We start from the raw sequence: 15,607 nt of genomic DNA, 5'->3' as shown, positions 1-15,607 counted from the left end.
CGCCGCACCTCGCGATCGCTGGACCACCGGTGCCGCGCCGCGCAGAGACGGCCCGCCGGGAGAGCGAGGGGGCGGGCGATGAGTGCGGGGCTCGTGGTGCCGAGGATGGACGGTGCGGCGCATCGCCTCGACGCGCTGGAGACGGAGAACATCCGCCTACGCGCCCTGCTGGCGCAGGCCACCGCACAGGTCGATCGGGAGCGGCAGCGCAGCCGACGGCTCGGTCGCATCGTCGAGGCGGCCAGCCGTGTCGAGGCCGGTCGCCTCGCCGCCGAGCGTGCCGAGGCGCCCTCCGCCCTGCAGCCGGCCGGCCTCGGGACCGAGCCGGCGGCCGGACCGCACGCCGCATCGTGGAGTCGGCCGACCAGCTACCCCCAGGTCGCCAACGATTACCTCGAACTCCTCGATCGCGACGGGCGCCTGATCACCGCCAGCGAGGAGGGTCCGGCCCTGTTCGGCGCGCAGGACGAGGCGGAGGTGATCGGCCGCCCGTGGATCGAGGTCTGGAGCCGGGCCGAGGATCGTGCGGCGGTCGCCGCCGCCCTGGTCCGGGCGCGGCTGGGGGAGACCAGCCGCTTCCAGGCGCAGCTGGAGACCGGCGGCGCGGTCCGGTGGTGGGACGTGGCGGTGACCCCGATCGGCGCCACCCCCGGCTGCCCGGAGCGCATCCTCGCGGTCTCGCGCGACATCACCGAGCTGAAGCTGACCGAGGCGCGTCAGACGCTGCTCATGCACGAACTCTCCCACCGAATGAAGAACACCCTGGCGATGGTCCAGGCCGTCGCGGCGCAGACCATGCGCAACGCGGCCTCGCTGGAGGCGGCCGGCGAGGCCCTGTCGGCGCGGCTGCTCGCCCTCGCCCAGGCCCACGACGTGCTCCTCCAGGGCTCCTTCACCAGCGCATCCCTGACGGCGCTGGTTGCGGGGGCGGTGTCGCTGCACGGCGACGGGGTGGCGGGCCGGTTCCGGGTCGCGGGGCCCGAACTCACCCTCGGTCCGCGCCACGGGATGACCCTGGGGCTCATGCTGCACGAGCTCGGGACCAATGCCGCCAAGTACGGGGCGCTCTCGGTGGCGGCAGGCTGCGTCGGGATCACCTGGGCGGTGGTGGACGCCGAGGGCGGCCGAGCCCTCCGGTTCCGCTGGGAGGAGACGGGCGGACCGCCGGTGACCCCGCCGACCCGCACCGGCTTCGGCACCCGCCTGATCGCCCGCAGCCTCGCCCATTGCTTCGGCGGGACCGCCGATCTCACCTACCCGCCGCACGGGGCGGTGCTGACCTTCGAGGCCCCCCTCGACGCAGTGACGGTGGGGTAAGCGGCGCCCGAGCGGATCGCGCGGCCTGATGCGGTGTCCGTTCGTCGGCTTCGGTCGGTGCGCCGGGCCGACCCTGACCCGCACCGCCCCGAAGGCTGCCGACGCCCCGCATCCCCAGTATTCGCGGCGCCGACCCTCGCGCGTCTCCGCATGCCGGCTTATGCTCAAGGCGGACTGGAGTCGCGATGACGAAACCGTTCGATCCGTGGGCCGTCCAGAAAGGGTTGTGGCGCACGTTCGGCTGGGCCATCGCGGAGAATCCGTTCGTGACGCGGGCCGACATCGACGCGATGCATCGCACCTTCGAACAGCAGAGCCTCATGACCCGCCGGGTCAATCCCGCTGCCGCCGACATCCTGAGCGAGATGGCGACCGAGTTTCACCGCGCGGCGATCGAGGCGCTCGTCAAGCGCCAGAATTGAGCGGCGCCGGCTCGGCCATGGCCGTCGTGCTTAGCGGCGGGCGCTCAGACCGCGCCGTCGGCCCGGGCACGCAGCTCCCGCAGGGCCGCCAGCGTCCCGTCGCGGAGCGCCTTGAGGTCGATCAGCGGGGCCGTCAGGTCGTCGCCCGCCTTGGCGGATTCCTCGAGGCCGCGACAGGCCCGGGAGAGCGGCGCACAGCCGAGCATGCCCGCCATCGACACCAGCGTGTGCGCCTCGCGTCCGTAATCGGCCGCCGCGCGGTCCGCCCCCTCGAAAGCCGTCGTGAGGCTCAGGACGAAACGGTCGACGATGCGGACGAGCTTCTCGGTGCCGATCACCGCCGACAGTTCATCGAGCGCATCCTGGTTCACGAGGGCCTCTGACACCGTCCGTCTCCGATCGCGCATCCGCGGCCCGGGAATGGCGCGCGGGCGGAGCGCGCCCTCGCCGGGATCGCGCGGCTTCGATGGCATCGCTGCACCGATTTGTTTAGCAAAGATTGGCGAGGGCGGCGAGCTTCCCCAGAACATCCGGCTTCTTCGCCGCCGCATCAAAATCTCTTCGGCGCGAATACGGGTGTTTCGACGAGACTTTCACGCCAGGGTTGCATCGTCACGCCGTCTGATGTCTGTAATTCCCGGCGGGGCCCGCCGTGGGCCGGGTGGTCACGTCGGCGCAGTCGGCTTAGGGATTCCCGCGGACCGACGGGGTCCCGTCGGAGGAAGCCGCGCCGTGCCGGACCGGGAATTGCCGTGACGGCCTACAGCCTGCGTGCCCGGCTGCTCGCCCTATGGGTGCTGCTGCTGGTCTCGGCGGCCGCGACCGCCTACCTGATGCTGGGCGTCTACGACCAGTCGACCGGCGTCCAGGTCGCCCAGTCGGACGTGGCGGTCGGCCGGGCCTGCCGCGAGATCACCGACCGCTACGCAGCCCTGGTCCGCCTCCGCGGGGGCAGCGGCGCCGAGGGCGACCTCGGCGGCGCGGTGGAGGCGGCGCTCGGCGGCGCCCCGGGCATCGAGGGCGGGATCTGGAGCGCCGCGGATGGCTCGCTCGCCTACGCCTACCCCACCTACGAGGGGACCGGCCGGAAGACCGACCTCCCGGCTGCCGAGCAGGACACGATCGCCGCCCTCAACGCGCAGGTCCTGCGCGTCGACCACGCGGTCTCGCTCCGCCGGCCGAGCCGCACGCAGGTGCTCCTGCTCCAGGGCTGCCCGCTGCGCGGGCCCGAGCCGGGCCTGACCGCCTGGGCCATGGGGCGCGCCCGCGTCAACGATGGCCCCACCTACACGCGTTTCGTGGCGGGCCTCGGCTTCCTGGCCGTGACCGTGCTCGGGTCGGCGGCCTTCCTCGGGTGGTTCCTGTACGGGTTCTCCGGCCGCATCGCCCGGCTCGAAGCCGCGCTGGCGGCACCGCGGCCGGACGGCGAGGACCTGCCCCGCCTCGACCGGACCGGCGAGCCCGAGCTCGACCGCCTGGTCGAGGCCCTCAATGCGGCGGGCGGGCGTCTGCGGGAGGCCCGGACGCGGGCCGGGGCCGCCGAGCGCCTGGCCGCGGTCGGACGGCTGGCGGCGAGCATCGCCCACGAGATCCGCAACCCGATCGCCGCGATGCGGCTCAAGGCCGAGAATGCGCTCGTCAGCGGCGATCCCGGGCGCGCCGCGACCGCCCTGGAGGCGGTCCTCGGTCAGATCGCCCGGGTCGACACGCTGCTGCGGGACCTGCTCAACCTGACCCAGGCGCGCCCGCTCCACCGGAATCCGACCGCGGTGGCGCCGCTGCTCGCGGAATGCGCGCGGCTGCAGGAGGATTTCGCCCGCGTCCACGCGGTGGGGATCACCGTCGCGGCCGAGGGGCTGCCCGCAGCGGACCACCCGCATATCGACCGGGCGCAGGTCGCCCGTGCCCTGGACAATCTCCTGCTGAACGCGCTCCAGCACACGCCGCCGGGGGGCCGCGTCCGGCTCGGCGCCGCGCGGGTCACGGCCGACGGCACCGTACGGCTGCACCTGCGCGTCAGCGACACGGGTCCCGGGATCGACGCCGCCATCCGCGCCACGGTGTTCGAACCCTTCGTCACCGGCCGGCCGGACGGGACCGGGCTCGGTCTCGCCATCGTGCGCGAGATCGCCCTGGCGCATCGCGGCGCAGTCGGGCTGGTGGAGGACGCGACCGAGACCACCTTCCTGCTGGATTTGCCATGGCGACCATCCTGATCGTCGACGACGATAGGGCCCTCCGCGAGGGGCTCGCCGAGACCGTGGCCGACCTCGGACACACGCCGCTGCCGGCGGCGTCCGGCTCGGAGGCCCTGGCGCGCCTGCGCGAGACCCCGGTGGCGGCGGTGCTCCTCGATCTGCGGATGCCCGGGGACCTCGACGGCATGGCCACGCTGGAGCGGATCTGCACGCTGCCGGACCGGCCGCCCGTGACCGTGCTGACCGCCTTCGCGAGCCCGGCCAACACGATCGAGGCGATGCGCCTGGGCGCGCACGACCACCTGACCAAGCCGATCGGCCGCGCCGATCTCGCCGCCGCCCTCGACGCGATGCTGGGATCCGCACCGCCGGACGCCGCCGGCCCGGCCGCCCCGACCGGCCATCCGGGTCTCGTCGGCTCCAGCGCCGGCATGCGGCGGGTCCAGAAGACCATCGGCCTCGTCGCCGACACCGCCTCCACCATCCTGATCCAGGGCGAGACCGGCACCGGCAAGGAGGAGGTGGCGCGGGCGCTGCACGCCTACTCGCGGCGGCGGGCCCGGCCGTTCATCCCGGTGAACTGCGCGGCGATCCCCGGGGATCAGCTGGAGAGCGAGCTCTTCGGGCATGTCCGGGGCGCGTTTCCCGGGTCGGCCGCGGACCGCGCCGGCGCCTTCCATCAGGCCGAGGGCGGCACGCTGTTCCTGGATGAGATCGGCGACATGCCCGCCCCCATGCAGGCCAAGATCCTGCGGGTGATCCAGGATTGCATCGTGACGCCGCTGGGCGGCCGGCCTGCGCGGATCGACGTCCGGCTGGTCGCCGCCACGCACCGCGACCTGCCGGCGCTGGTGGCCGACGGCCGGTTCCGCGCCGACCTGTATTACCGTTTCGCGGTCGTGCCGATCACCCTGCCGCCCCTGCGGGAACGGCTGGCCGACATCGTCCCGCTCGCCGAGCACTTCCTCGCACCCTCGGGCAAGCGCCTGAGCGGAGCCGGCGCATCCCGGCTGCTGGCCCATGAATGGCCGGGCAACGTCCGCGAACTGCGCAATGTCGTGGAGCGCGCCGCCATGCTGGTGCGCGGCGGCGTGATCGCGGGCGACGACATCGACCTGCCGGCGCCGCGCCCGGACCGGCGGACCGGTGACGAGACACCTGAGGACTGGCTGTCCGGCGACCTGCCCGGTGCCGTAGCCCGCCTGGAGCGGACCATGATTGCCGCGGCGCTGCGGGAGGCCGAGGGCAACAGGGCCCGGGCCGCGCGCCGCCTCGGCATCCAGCGGCAGCTCCTCTACGCGAAGATCGAGCGCTACGGACTGGGCGCGCCGGGCTCGGATTTGTCGGAAGACACGACAAGTGATGTCGGAAATCCCGACGCTTCGGCGGCCTCCGACGAGGCCTAGCGGGCCCGCGACGCGAAGAACCGCGCGGCGGCCGCCCGAGCCCCCGGCCGGGCGGGAACCGATCGCCAACGCGGGCGTCGAGCCTCGCGGCGCGCGGTCCGGCTGAGGGCTAGGCGCGCCGCCTTTCGGGGACGCGACTCACGATGGACAGGGTGACGGCAGCCGCATCGGGCCGGACCGGGAGCAGCGCGGCCACCTCGAGCCGAGCCCTGCGCGGCCTCGACGCGCTCAACTTCTTCCTGGCCGACGTGCGCGACGGGCTCGGCCCGTACCTCGCCATCTACCTCATCGCGGTGCGCGGGCCGGACCAGGGCTGGAACGAGGCCACCGTCGGTGTCGTGATGACCGTGGCGGGCATCCTCGGCCTCCTCGCCCAGACACCGGCGGGCGCACTCATCGACGCCACCAGCCACAAGCGCGCCATCGTGATCGGCGGCGCCATCGCGGTGACGGCGAGCTGCCTCGTCCTGCCGTTCATCTCGAACTTCTACCTCGTGACCGCGACCCAGTCGGTCGCCCATGTCGCCGGCACGATCTTCCCGCCCGCGCTCGCCGCCATCACCCTCGGCCTCGTCGGGCCGAAGATGTTCGCCAAGCGGATCGGCCGCAACGAGGGCTTCAACCATGCCGGCAACGCCGTTTCTGCGGCGGTGGCGGGCGGCCTCGCCTACTTCTTCGGGCCGATCGTGGTGTTCTGGCTCATGGGCGTGCTGGCGGCCTGCTCCATCGGCGCCATGCTGCTGGTGCCGGCCGAGGCCATCGACAACGATCTCGCCCGCGGCATGACCGAGGACGAGGCGCAGACGCAGGAGAAGCCCTCGGGTCTCGCGACCCTCCTGCAGAACCGGTCTCTGCTGCTGTTCGCGATACTCTGCGCGATCTTCCACCTCGCCAATGCGGCGATGCTGACCTCGGTGGGCCAGTTCCTCACCCACCTGTCCGGCAAGGACCACGCGACCTCGCTGATCGCGGTCTGCATCGTGGCGGCTCAGTGCGTCATGGTGCCGGTGGCGATCTTCGTGGGCGCCAAGGCCGATGTCATCGGCCGCAAGCCGATCTTCCTCGCCGCCTTCGGCGTGCTCGCGGTGCGCGGCGTGCTCTACACGCTCTCGGACAACCCGTTCTGGCTCGTGGGCGTCCAGCTGCTCGACGGGATCGGCGCGGGCGTCTACGGGGCGCTGTTCCCGATCGTGGTGGCCGACCTCACCCGCGGCGGCGGCCGCTTCAATGCCGCTCAGGGCGCCGTGGCCACCGCGCAGGGGATCGGCGCCTCGCTCAGCGCCACGCTCGCCGGCGTGATCATCGTCTCGGCCGGCTATGCCACGGCGTTCCTGGCGCTGGCGGCCATCGCGGCTCTGGGCTTCGTGCTGTATCTCGCGCTGATGCCCGAGACCCGGGGCGCCGCCGGCAGCGGCGAGCCGGAGAGCGGCGCCGGCGTTCCGCCCGCGGTGCCGGCGAACGCCTAGGCGTCCGGGATCAAGGCAGCTTGGGGCGGCGCCCCTCACCGGCGCACGTCTCGCCCCAGGATCAGGAATCCGGGTTCGGCGCGGTCACCTCTGTCGGCGCTTCGATCGCAGGCGTTGCCCCGAGGTCGCGGTCCCGCGCTCCAGCCCGCTCAGGACAATGCGGGCCGCACCGGCTCCGCCTGCAGGACGGCGGCGAGCGGCCCGGCCGCCGATGGCTCGGGCGGAGCCTTGCGCGAGACGTAGTAGAGGTCGATCGCGCGCCAGAACGCGCCCTGCTCCTCGACCGAGCGTCGGGCGAGGGACGTCTCGAGCATCGACATCGCGGCCCGTGCGGGCTCGCTCCGCTCGAGTTCCTCGCGCAGGCCGGAAAGATGCGGCATGGGGCTTACCTCCGAGCGGACGGCGATCGGATGTAACGTCCGAGGTCGCGTAACGATCCGCTGCGAGCGCCGTCCCGGCACCCTGCATGATCCTTGCCTCGTGCCGGGGCGAGGCTACCATCGCCCGTCGAGTCCGACTCGCTCTCCCCTCAACCGTCGAGGATCACCGATGTTCTCAAGCCGAAGCGGCGCGGCCCACACCTCCCGCGGAGCGATCTTCGCGCTGGCCCTGGCCACCGGATTCGGGGCGGGCCCGCTCCTTGCCAAAGAGATGCCGGAGGCCGGCACGGCTGCGGCGGCGAAGAAGCCGAACGTCGTGATCCTCGCCACCGGCGGCACCATCGCGGGCGCCGGCGCGGATGCCGCCAACAGCGCCACCTACACCGCCGCCAAGGTGCCGGTGGACAAGCTGATCGCCGCCGTGCCGCAGATGAGCACCATCGCCAATGTCCGCGGCGAGCAGGTCTTCCAGATCGCTTCCGAGAGCTTCACGGACGCGCAGCTCGTCCAGCTCGGCAAGCGCGTGTCTCAACTGCTGAAGCAGGATGACGTCGACGGCGTGGTCGTCACCCACGGTACCGACACACTCGAAGAGACGTCGTTCTTCCTCGACCTCGTGGTGAAGAGCGACAAGCCGATCGTGGTGGTCGGCTCGATGCGGCCCTCCACGGCGATCTCGGCGGACGGCGCCCTCAACCTCCTCGACGCGGTCACGGTGGCGGCCAGCAAGGAGGCGGTGGGCAAGGGCGTGATGGTGACGATGAACGACACCATCCAGTCGGGCCGCGATGTGAACAAGCGGACCAACGTCGTGCCGAGCGCCTTCTTCAGCCAGTGGGGGCCGCTGGGCATGGTGGTCGAGGGCAAGACCTACTTCGTCCGCTCCCTCGCGAAGCGGCACAACACGAGTTCCGAGTTCGACATCGACCAGATCGACAGCCTGCCGCTGGTGGGCATCGTCTACGGCTCGGGCAACATGATCCCCGGCGTCTACGACGCGGAGGTCCAGGCCGGCGCCAAGGCGATCGTCAACGCCGGCACCGGCAACGGCTCGGTGGCGGGCTACCTCGTGGACAAGCTCAAGGACATCCGCTCCAAGGGCACGCTCGTGATCCGCTCCTCGCGGGTGCCGGACGGCTTCGTCCTGCGCAACGCCGAGCAGCCCGACGACACCTACGACTGGGTGGTCGCCCACGACCTGAACCCCGCCAAGGCCAAGATCCTGGCGGCCGTGGCGCTCACCAAGACGAGCGACACCAAGGAGCTGCAGCGGATCTTCTGGGAGTATTGAGCCGGTTCGAGTCCCCCCTCCCCCTCTGCGGGGGAGAGGGGCCCCTGCGTCAGCAGGGGTCGGGAGAGGGGAACCCGGGTTCAGGTTGAGGCGCGACTGGCGGGGCGGGCAAAGCCATGTCCTGCACCGTTGCTCCCCTCTCCCGACTCCCTTCGGGGGCCACCCTCCCCCGCACAGGGGGGAGGGAGCGCGCGTGTCAGTTGCGCAGCGGCCAGGTTACATCCCGCAGCGCACCCCTTAGATACTCGCATGCGCCGAGCGGGGCCGAATGCGTCCCCGTCCGTCCGCATCGAGCCTGGAGGAACCAGCATGACCGAGCTTCACCCCGAGGTCGCGGCGGTCACCGAGCGGGTGGTGGCGCGCTCCCGCGAGCCCCGGCGCGCCTATCTCGACCTGATCGCCCGCGAGCGCGACGCGGGGGTCCGGCGCGGCAAGCTCGCCTGCGGCAACCTCGCCCACGGCTTCGCGGCCTCCGGCGAGGACAAGGCGGCGATCCGCGACGAGCGGACGGTGATGAACATCGGCATCGTCACCGCCTACAACGACATGCTCTCGGCGCATCAGCCCTACGGGCGCTATCCGGACCAGATCAAGCTGTTCGCCCGGGAGCGCGGCGCCACCGCCCAGGTGGCGGGCGGCACGCCGGCCATGTGCGATGGCGTCACCCAGGGCCAGATCGGCATGGAGCTGTCGCTGTTCTCCCGGGACACGATCGCCCTCTCCACCGCGGTGGCGCTGAGCCACGGGATGTTCGACGGCGCGGCGCTTCTCGGCATCTGCGACAAGATCGTGCCGGGGCTGCTGATCGGGGCGCTGCGCTTCGGCCATCTGCCGACGATCCTGATCCCGGCCGGGCCGATGCCCTCGGGCCTCGCCAACAAGGAGAAGCAGCGCATCCGCCAGCTCTACGCCGAGGGCAAGGTCGGCCGAGCGGAGCTCCTCGAATCCGAGTCGGCCTCCTACCACGCGGCCGGCACCTGCACGTTCTACGGCACCGCCAACTCGAACCAGATGATGATGGACATGATGGGCCTGCACATGCCGGGCGCGTCCTTCATCAATCCCGGCACGAAGCTGCGGCAGGCCGTGACCAGGGCGGCGATCCACCGGCTCACGGAGATCGGAGCCGCGGGCAACGACTATCGGCCGCTCGGCCTGTGCGTCGACGAGAAGGCGATCATCAACGCCGCGGTCGGCCTTCTCGCCACCGGCGGCTCGACCAACCACGCGATCCACCTTCCGGCCATCGCCCGGGCCGCCGGCATCGTAATCGACTGGGAGGACATCGACCGGCTCTCCAGCGCCGTGCCGCTGATCGCCCGGGTCTACCCGAACGGCGCCGGCGACGTGAACCACTTCCACGCCGCGGGCGGCATGAGCTTCGTGATGGCCGCCCTGCTCGATGCCGGCATGCTGCACGACGACATCCTGACGGTGGCGGGCCAGTCGCTCCGCGACCACGCCCGCGACCCGAAGCTCGCCGGCGAGGAGCTGGTCTTCGAGGACGCGGTCGCCGAGAGCCTGGACGACACGATGCTGCGCCGGCCCGCCGACCCGTTCCAGCCGGACGGCGGCATGCGGCTGGTGAAGGGCAATCTCGGCCGGGCGACCTTCAAGACCAGCGCCGTCGAGGCGCAGCGCCGGACCATCGAGGCGCCGGCCCGGGTCTTCTCCGACCAGGACGAGGTGCTGAAGGCGTTCAAGGCCGGTGAGCTGGAGCGGGACGTCGTGGTGGTGGTCCGGTTCCAGGGCCCGAAGGCCAACGGCATGCCGGAGCTGCACAAGCTCACCCCGCCGCTCGGCGTCCTGCAGGACCGCGGCCACAAGGTCGCCCTGGTGACCGACGGGCGCATGTCGGGGGCGTCCGGCAAGGTCCCGGCCGCGATCCACCTGAGCCCGGAGGCGCTCGGCGGCGGCCCGATCGGGCGGATCCGCGACGGCGACATCGTCCGCCTCAGCGCCGCCGACGGGCTGCTCGAGGTGCTGGTGGACGACGCGGAACTGGCCGCCCGCCCGGTCGCGGAGGCGCCGGAGCCGGCGCAGGGCACCGGGCGCGAGCTGTTCGCGTTCATGCGCCAGGGGGCCGATACGGCGGAGCGCGGCGCCTCGGCGATGCTCGCCGCCGCCGGCCTCTGACATCCAAGAGGAGGTGCCGACCATGAACGATCTGACCAGCATCGACGCGCTGATGCGCTCCGTGCCCGTCATTCCGGTCCTGGTGATCGACGACGTGGCGCAGGCCCGGCCCATCGCCAACGCCCTGGTGAAGGGCGGGCTGACCGCCCTGGAGGTCACCCTGCGCACCCCGGCGGCCCTCGAGGTGATCCGGGAGATGACCCGGGTCGAGGGTGCGGTGGTCGGGGCCGGGACGGTGCTCAACCCCCGCGATCTCGAGAACGCGCTGGCGGCGGGAGCCGAATTCATCGTCTCACCCGGCCTGACGGATCCCCTGACGGATGCCGCCAAGGCCAACGGCGTGCCCTACCTGCCGGGCATCGCCACCGCGGCCGACATCATGCGCGGCCTCGATCACGGGCTCGACCGGTTCAAGTTCTTTCCGGCCGAGGCTGCGGGCGGCATCAAGGCGCTGAAGGCGCACGCGGCGGTGTTCGGCGCGGTGCGGTTCTGCCCGACGGGCGGTATCACCGAGGCGAGCGCCCCGGACTGGCTGGCGATCCCGTCGGTGCTCTGCGTCGGCGGCAGCTGGGTGGTCAAGCCCGGCGTGCCGGATCCCGCGTCGATCGAGACGGCGGCCCGGGCGGCCGCGGGGCTGAGGAAGACGGCGTAGGTCGCCTGTACGGGCTCCCCCTCCCCCGCAGAGGGGGGAGTGCGGGTAGCGGACGCGGCTTGCCTCACTCCGCCGGCAGGGGCTCGCGCCGTTCCCGGGGGGTGAACACCCCACCCTCCGGCTCCAGGGCGATGCGCCGGTCGTGGAACGCCGCCAGCGTCGACCGGTGGCCGATCGACACGATCGTCGTCCCGGGCAGCCGCTCCCGCAGCATCCGGTAGAGCGCCGCCTCGGACGGCTCGTCGAGCGAGGCCGTCGCCTCGTCGAGGAACAGCCATTCCGGCTTGGCCAGGACCGCCCGGGCGACGGCGAGCCGCTGCTGCTCGCCCCCCGACAGCCGCCGCTCCCAGGTGTCGGTCTGGTCGAGCAGGTCGACGAGGTGGGGGAGCTGAGCGGCCGTCAGCGCCTCGCGGATCGCCGCGTCCGAGAACTGGTCGGTGGTGTTCGGATAGACCACCGCGCCGCGCAGCGTCCCCTGCGGGATGTAGGGCCGCTGCGGCAGCACCAGCGCCGATTGCCCGGCGGGCACGTCGATCCGGCCCTTGCCGAACGGCCAGATCCCGGCGATCGCCCGGAACAGCGTCGACTTGCCCGAGCCCGAGGGCCCGGTCATCAGGGTCGCCTGTCCGCGGGGTAGCGTCAGCGTGTCGGCGGTGACGATCGTGCGCCCGTCCGGAAGCGCCAGCGCCAGACCGCGCGCGGTCACGTCGCCGGTGCTCTCGTTGCCCTGGACCAGCCCGTAGCCCGCCCTCTCGAGCGCCTCAGCCTTGGTCATGGCCCGGCGGAAGGAGCCGAGGCGGTTGGTGTTGGCCTTGTAGGCGGCGAGCGTCGTGTAGGAATCCACGAAGAAGGACAGCGAGCTCTGCACCTGTCCGAAGGCCTGCGAGGTCTGCTGGAGGGCGCCGAGGGTGATCTTCTTGGCAAAGAATGAGGGCGCCGCCAGCACCATCGGGAAGATCACGCTCGCCTGCCGGTAGCTGAACGTGAAGGCGATCAGCTTGATGCGGCGGAAGATGATGCCGACGTAGTTGTCGATGACGCTGTGGAACAGCGTCGCCAGCCGCGACGCCTCCGCGCGCTCGCCGCGCAGCAGCGCGATCTGCTCGGAATAGATGCGGTTGCGGGCCAGCGCGAAGCGGAAGTTCGCCTCGACCTGCTCCTGCCGGAAGTCGAGCCCGATCAGCGGCCGGCCGATCAGGTGGGTGAGCCACGTGCCCACCACCGCGTAGGCGATCACCAGCCAGACCAGGAAGCCCGGGATCACCGCGTCGGTGAACGGCACGACGAAGTCCCGGGACAGGCTCCAGAGGATCACGATGAACGAGACGAGCTGCGCCGCCTGGCTGAGCAGCCGGATCGACAGGGTCGTGGTCTGCACGATGAAGCTGTTGACGTCGGCCTGGATGCGCTGATCCGGGTTGTCGGCCTCCTCGTCGGTGAACGGGATCCGGTAGTGGGTGCCGTTGCCGAGCCAGCGCTCGTACAGGCTGTGCGTCAGCCACGTGCGCCAGCGGATCAGCAGCGAGGAATCCACGAACAGGTCGAACATGCCGATGGCGATGTTCAGCGTGGCCAGCGGCACGAACACCCAGAGCAGCTGATACCAGAAGGCGTTCGCGTCGTATTCCTGCAGGGAGTTGTAGATGTCTCGGTAGAAGAAGTTGAACCGGAGGGTGAGCGCCACGTCGGCGAAATTGACGAAGATCGACAGGGCGACGAGGTTGCGGCCGATCCGCCCCTCCGTGCTGCCGAACCAGCGGAACAGCCCGATCTCCTTCGTGGGCTTGTCGCGGTTGGCGAAATACGGGTCGGCGATGTTGGTGATCGCCCGGATCGGCTCGACATACGAGATGCCGAGGACGATGGCGGCGAACACCACCGCGCCGGTGGCGGCGAAGGCCGGAGGGAGAAGCGCCGCGATCACCGGCGGCAGCAGGCCCATGGCGGCGATCGTCTTCGATCCGGCGAGCAGCAGGTAGCCGACGCCGTAGACCGAGACGAACACCTTCAGGTAGGCCGAGATGCCGTTGGAGGCGACCAGGATGCCCGCAAGGGCGAAGCCGGCCAGCGACACGTAGAGCGGGGGACTCGGGATTCCGGGGAACGCCAGCAGGATCAGCGCGGCCACGGCCGTGAGCACCGCCTGGATTCCCAGCCCGGTCCTGAGTGCTGCCACGCGTCGATCTCCCATCCGTCCGCGCCCGGCAGGGGGCGGAACCCGACGGCCTTGGCCCCGGGTGATGGCGAGATAAGGGCACCTGCCCCGCGCTGTCGCGTGAAACTTTCGTCACGCCCGCACCGTGCGGCGATTTACACCGGCCGGACGCTCACCAGTTCCACTCCTCGAAACCCGGCTCGCGGCAGTGATAGCCGATCGGGCATTGCGGGTTGTCGCGGGTCGGCACGAAGCGCAATTCGGCGATCTCCGAGCCGGCGCACTGGCCCGGCCCGCTGACGAAACGCTCCGGAACGCCGCCGGTCCCGATCACCACGTCGCGCTCCCCCTTCACCAGGGCCATCGCCTCGGCGCAGGTCATGCGCGGGGTCAGCGACCCGCGCGGCGACCGCGACTGCGCGAACGCGGCGGCCCCGGTCGCGATCGCGACAAGGTGAGAGCACAGCAGAGCGAGGGCCAGCGGCCTCATCGAGAACGGGTTCCAGCACGCGCCCGGGAAGAAAGTCCGCGGGCATCGCACCATCCTGCACAAGCCGGCGCCCGAGACTGTCACCGGAATGCGCCACCGGGCGGCTTTCGCCGCGCGTCCGCCGCAATCGGCGGATTATGAGGGGTCCGGGACCGCCGCGTCGGGCCGCCCTTCCGGGGTGCGCCGCCCCGCGCGGACGGCCTCGGTTCGCCCGCCCGACCGGCCGCCCGGCACGCGTCTCCGGGACGCGGCGTGCCGGAGACGCGTGCCGGAGCCAAGGGACCCCACCGATGTCCGCTCTCTCGATCCTCGACGTCTCGGCGGTGCGCGCCGCACCCATGTCGCGCGAGCCCTACGCCTACACGCTCGGCAGCAACGTCCTCAATCCGGATGCGATCGACGCGATCCGCCGCGACTTTCCCGACATCGCCAAGCCCGGCTACCTCACGGTGGACGAAGTCGCCCTGAAGGGCCGCTTCAAGGCCCTGATCGAGGAACTGGAGACCGATGCGTTCTCGGCGATTCTCGGCGAGAAGTTCGGCATCGACCTCGTCTCCTGTCCCCGGCTCACCACGATCATGCGGCGCAGCCAGCTCAAATACGGCTCGATCCACACGGACGGCCCGTCCAAGGTGCTGACGCTCCTCGTCTACATGAACGACGCCTGGGACGCCCCGGCCGCCGGCCGCCTGCGGGTCCTGTACGACGGCCGCAACTACGAGCCGTTCGCCGTCGAGGTGCCTCCCACGATGGGCACGATGTTCGCGTTCCTGCGGGCCGACAATTCCTGGCACGGCCACGAGCCGTTCGAGGGCGAGCGGCGGGTCGTCCAGGTGGCGTGGCTCAAGGATGCGTCGGAACTGGCGCGCAAGCGCAAGCGCAACCGCACGGCCCAGTTCCTGAAGGGGATCTTCGGCCGCTAGGATCTGATGGCGAGGAGCGCCTGCGCGGAGCCGGCGTCACCGCCGGGCGCCGGCGTTCCGAGCGTATGGCGGGGGGTGGGGGATGGGAGCCTTGGTGCTGGCGGATCCGGGCGGCGGGACGCGTTCCGGCTCCAGGCGCCGCTACGCCGTGCCGGCGCTTCTCGTCGCCGGCTGGGTCGGCCTGTTCGCCTATAGCGCCGCCTATCTCACCGAGGACATGCCGTTCCGCAATCAGGCGGCCGGCACCGGCCAGTCCAGCGATCCGTCGCCGGTCCAGCAGACGGCACGCCGGGTCGTTCTGCTCGACGCCCCCGTCCGCGACGCTCCGGACGCGCCTCCCGCAGCTCGGCCGGCACCGGCCGTCCCGACGACCGCCCCGGCCCAGCGCCCCGCTCGGGCCCCGGCCCCACCGAGCGCCGAGTATGTCGGGATCTGGGGGCCGACGCCGGATGCCTGCGGGTCCGGGACGCGGCGGCGCGGCTACATCCCGGCGACGATCACCCCGGACCGCGCCCGGGCGGGCCACACGCTCTGCGCCTTCCACGATCTGCGCCGCACGGGGAACGCCTGGGTCGCCTCGGCCGAGTGCCGGGACCGGCGGCGACACTGGTCCTCGCTGGTCCGCCTGACGGTGGACGGCGACCGCCTGACCTGGTCGAGCGGCAGGGGCACCGCGACCTATGTCCGCTGCAGCCGTCGCCCGGGCGAAGACGGTTCCCGATAGGGGCATTCGGCTGGCTCCGTCGTCTCCCGCGCGGACCGCGGCCGGCG

14 protein-coding genes are annotated in these 15,607 nt (G+C 71.9%); 10 read left to right on the top strand and 4 right to left on the bottom strand.

What is annotated here, in order from left to right; genetic code table 11:
• Positions 1-78: 78 nt before the first annotated feature.
• Positions 79-1,317 carry a sensor histidine kinase gene (locus MKL01_RS15565; RefSeq protein WP_243906114.1) on the top strand — a complete coding sequence of 413 codons (1,239 nt, stop codon included), beginning with the start codon at positions 79-81 and terminating at the stop codon, positions 1,315-1,317.
• Positions 1,318-1,502: 185 nt separating this feature from the next.
• The gene (locus MKL01_RS15560) at positions 1,503-1,739 is read left to right on the top strand and encodes a hypothetical protein (protein WP_243906113.1); all 237 of its coding nucleotides are present in this window, start codon (positions 1,503-1,505) and stop codon (positions 1,737-1,739) included.
• Between the two features lie 44 nt (positions 1,740-1,783).
• On the opposite strand, the gene MKL01_RS15555 is transcribed toward MKL01_RS15560, so the two are convergent.
• On the bottom strand, positions 1,784-2,125 hold the full coding sequence (locus MKL01_RS15555) for an Hpt domain-containing protein (RefSeq protein ID WP_243906112.1): 342 nt from the start codon (positions 2,123-2,125) through the stop codon (positions 1,784-1,786).
• Between the two features lie 366 nt (positions 2,126-2,491).
• On the opposite strand from MKL01_RS15555, the gene MKL01_RS15550 reads away from it, so the two are divergent.
• The 3 genes from MKL01_RS15550 to MKL01_RS15540 all read left to right on the top strand — a co-directional run bounded on the left by MKL01_RS15550 (position 2,492) and on the right by MKL01_RS15540 (position 6,809).
• On the top strand, positions 2,492-3,955 hold the full coding sequence (locus tag MKL01_RS15550; RefSeq protein ID WP_243906111.1) for a sensor histidine kinase: 1,464 nt from the start codon (positions 2,492-2,494) through the stop codon (positions 3,953-3,955).
• Positions 3,940-5,343, top strand: a complete 1,404-nt coding sequence (locus MKL01_RS15545) for a sigma-54-dependent transcriptional regulator (RefSeq protein WP_243906110.1) — start codon at positions 3,940-3,942, stop codon at positions 5,341-5,343. The genes MKL01_RS15550 and MKL01_RS15545 overlap by 16 nt, the downstream gene beginning before the upstream one ends.
• 143 nt (positions 5,344-5,486) lie before the next feature.
• Positions 5,487-6,809: an MFS transporter gene (locus MKL01_RS15540; RefSeq protein WP_409566264.1), complete on the top strand. Its 1,323-nt coding sequence runs from the start codon at positions 5,487-5,489 to the stop codon at positions 6,807-6,809.
• A gap of 149 nt (positions 6,810-6,958) precedes the next feature.
• Here the strand turns inward: MKL01_RS15540 and MKL01_RS15535 are convergent, their stop codons facing one another.
• Entirely contained in the window at positions 6,959-7,189 is a 231-nt protein-coding gene (locus tag MKL01_RS15535) for a hypothetical protein (protein WP_243906108.1), read from the bottom strand.
• A 169-nt stretch (positions 7,190-7,358) separates the two neighbouring features.
• Here MKL01_RS15535 and MKL01_RS15530 point away from each other — a divergent pair, with 169 nt between their 5' ends.
• From MKL01_RS15530 to eda, 3 genes are all read left to right on the top strand, one after another.
• Positions 7,359-8,480 (top strand): type II asparaginase, encoded by a 1,122-nt coding sequence (locus tag MKL01_RS15530; RefSeq protein ID WP_243906107.1) that lies wholly within the window; start codon positions 7,359-7,361, stop codon positions 8,478-8,480.
• A 309-nt stretch (positions 8,481-8,789) separates the two neighbouring features.
• Positions 8,790-10,616: a phosphogluconate dehydratase gene (gene edd / locus MKL01_RS15525; protein WP_243906106.1), complete on the top strand. Its 1,827-nt coding sequence runs from the start codon at positions 8,790-8,792 to the stop codon at positions 10,614-10,616.
• 22 nt (positions 10,617-10,638) lie between these two features.
• Entirely contained in the window at positions 10,639-11,268 is a 630-nt protein-coding gene (gene eda, locus MKL01_RS15520; RefSeq protein WP_243906105.1) for a bifunctional 4-hydroxy-2-oxoglutarate aldolase/2-dehydro-3-deoxy-phosphogluconate aldolase, read from the top strand.
• 64 nt (positions 11,269-11,332) lie between these two features.
• On the opposite strand, the gene MKL01_RS15515 is transcribed toward eda, so the two are convergent.
• Positions 11,333-13,444, bottom strand: coding sequence for an ABC transporter ATP-binding protein/permease (locus tag MKL01_RS15515; RefSeq protein ID WP_243906104.1), 2,112 nt, complete (start codon positions 13,442-13,444; stop codon positions 11,333-11,335).
• 151 nt (positions 13,445-13,595) lie between these two features.
• On the bottom strand, positions 13,596-13,913 hold the full coding sequence (locus MKL01_RS15510; RefSeq protein ID WP_243906103.1) for a hypothetical protein: 318 nt from the start codon (positions 13,911-13,913) through the stop codon (positions 13,596-13,598).
• A 290-nt stretch (positions 13,914-14,203) separates the two neighbouring features.
• On the opposite strand from MKL01_RS15510, the gene MKL01_RS15505 reads away from it, so the two are divergent.
• The gene (locus MKL01_RS15505) at positions 14,204-14,836 is read left to right on the top strand and encodes a 2OG-Fe(II) oxygenase (protein WP_243906102.1); all 633 of its coding nucleotides are present in this window, start codon (positions 14,204-14,206) and stop codon (positions 14,834-14,836) included.
• 94 nt (positions 14,837-14,930) lie between these two features.
• The gene (locus MKL01_RS15500; RefSeq protein ID WP_313901467.1) at positions 14,931-15,560 is read left to right on the top strand and encodes a peptidase inhibitor family I36 protein; all 630 of its coding nucleotides are present in this window, start codon (positions 14,931-14,933) and stop codon (positions 15,558-15,560) included.
• Positions 15,561-15,607 lie beyond the last annotated feature (47 nt).

The sequence above is a fragment of the Methylobacterium sp. J-070 genome (assembly GCF_022829385.1).
In the GTDB taxonomy this organism is placed as follows: domain Bacteria; phylum Pseudomonadota; class Alphaproteobacteria; order Rhizobiales; family Beijerinckiaceae; genus Methylobacterium.
The sequence above is the reverse complement of the archived record's forward strand: the minus strand, read 5'-3'. Positions and strand labels throughout refer to the sequence as shown.

What these genes read in the sequence shown, in the direction of transcription:
- MKL01_RS15540 (WP_409566264.1), top strand. Translation starts at nt 5,487, where the DNA reads ATGGACAGGGTGACGGCAGCCGCATCGGGCCGGACCGGGAGCAGCGCG.
- eda (WP_243906105.1), top strand. Translation starts at nt 10,639, where the DNA reads ATGAACGATCTGACCAGCATCGACGCGCTGATGCGCTCCGTGCCCGTC.
- MKL01_RS15535 (WP_243906108.1), bottom strand. Translation starts at nt 7,189, where the DNA reads ATGCCGCATCTTTCCGGCCTGCGCGAGGAACTCGAGCGGAGCGAGCCC.
- MKL01_RS15530 (WP_243906107.1), top strand. Translation starts at nt 7,359, where the DNA reads ATGTTCTCAAGCCGAAGCGGCGCGGCCCACACCTCCCGCGGAGCGATC.
- edd (WP_243906106.1), top strand. Translation starts at nt 8,790, where the DNA reads ATGACCGAGCTTCACCCCGAGGTCGCGGCGGTCACCGAGCGGGTGGTG.
- MKL01_RS15565 (WP_243906114.1), top strand. Translation starts at nt 79, where the DNA reads ATGAGTGCGGGGCTCGTGGTGCCGAGGATGGACGGTGCGGCGCATCGC.
- MKL01_RS15545 (WP_243906110.1), top strand. Translation starts at nt 3,940, where the DNA reads ATGGCGACCATCCTGATCGTCGACGACGATAGGGCCCTCCGCGAGGGG.
- MKL01_RS15510 (WP_243906103.1), bottom strand. Translation starts at nt 13,913, where the DNA reads ATGAGGCCGCTGGCCCTCGCTCTGCTGTGCTCTCACCTTGTCGCGATC.
- MKL01_RS15505 (WP_243906102.1), top strand. Translation starts at nt 14,204, where the DNA reads ATGTCCGCTCTCTCGATCCTCGACGTCTCGGCGGTGCGCGCCGCACCC.
- MKL01_RS15560 (WP_243906113.1), top strand. Translation starts at nt 1,503, where the DNA reads ATGACGAAACCGTTCGATCCGTGGGCCGTCCAGAAAGGGTTGTGGCGC.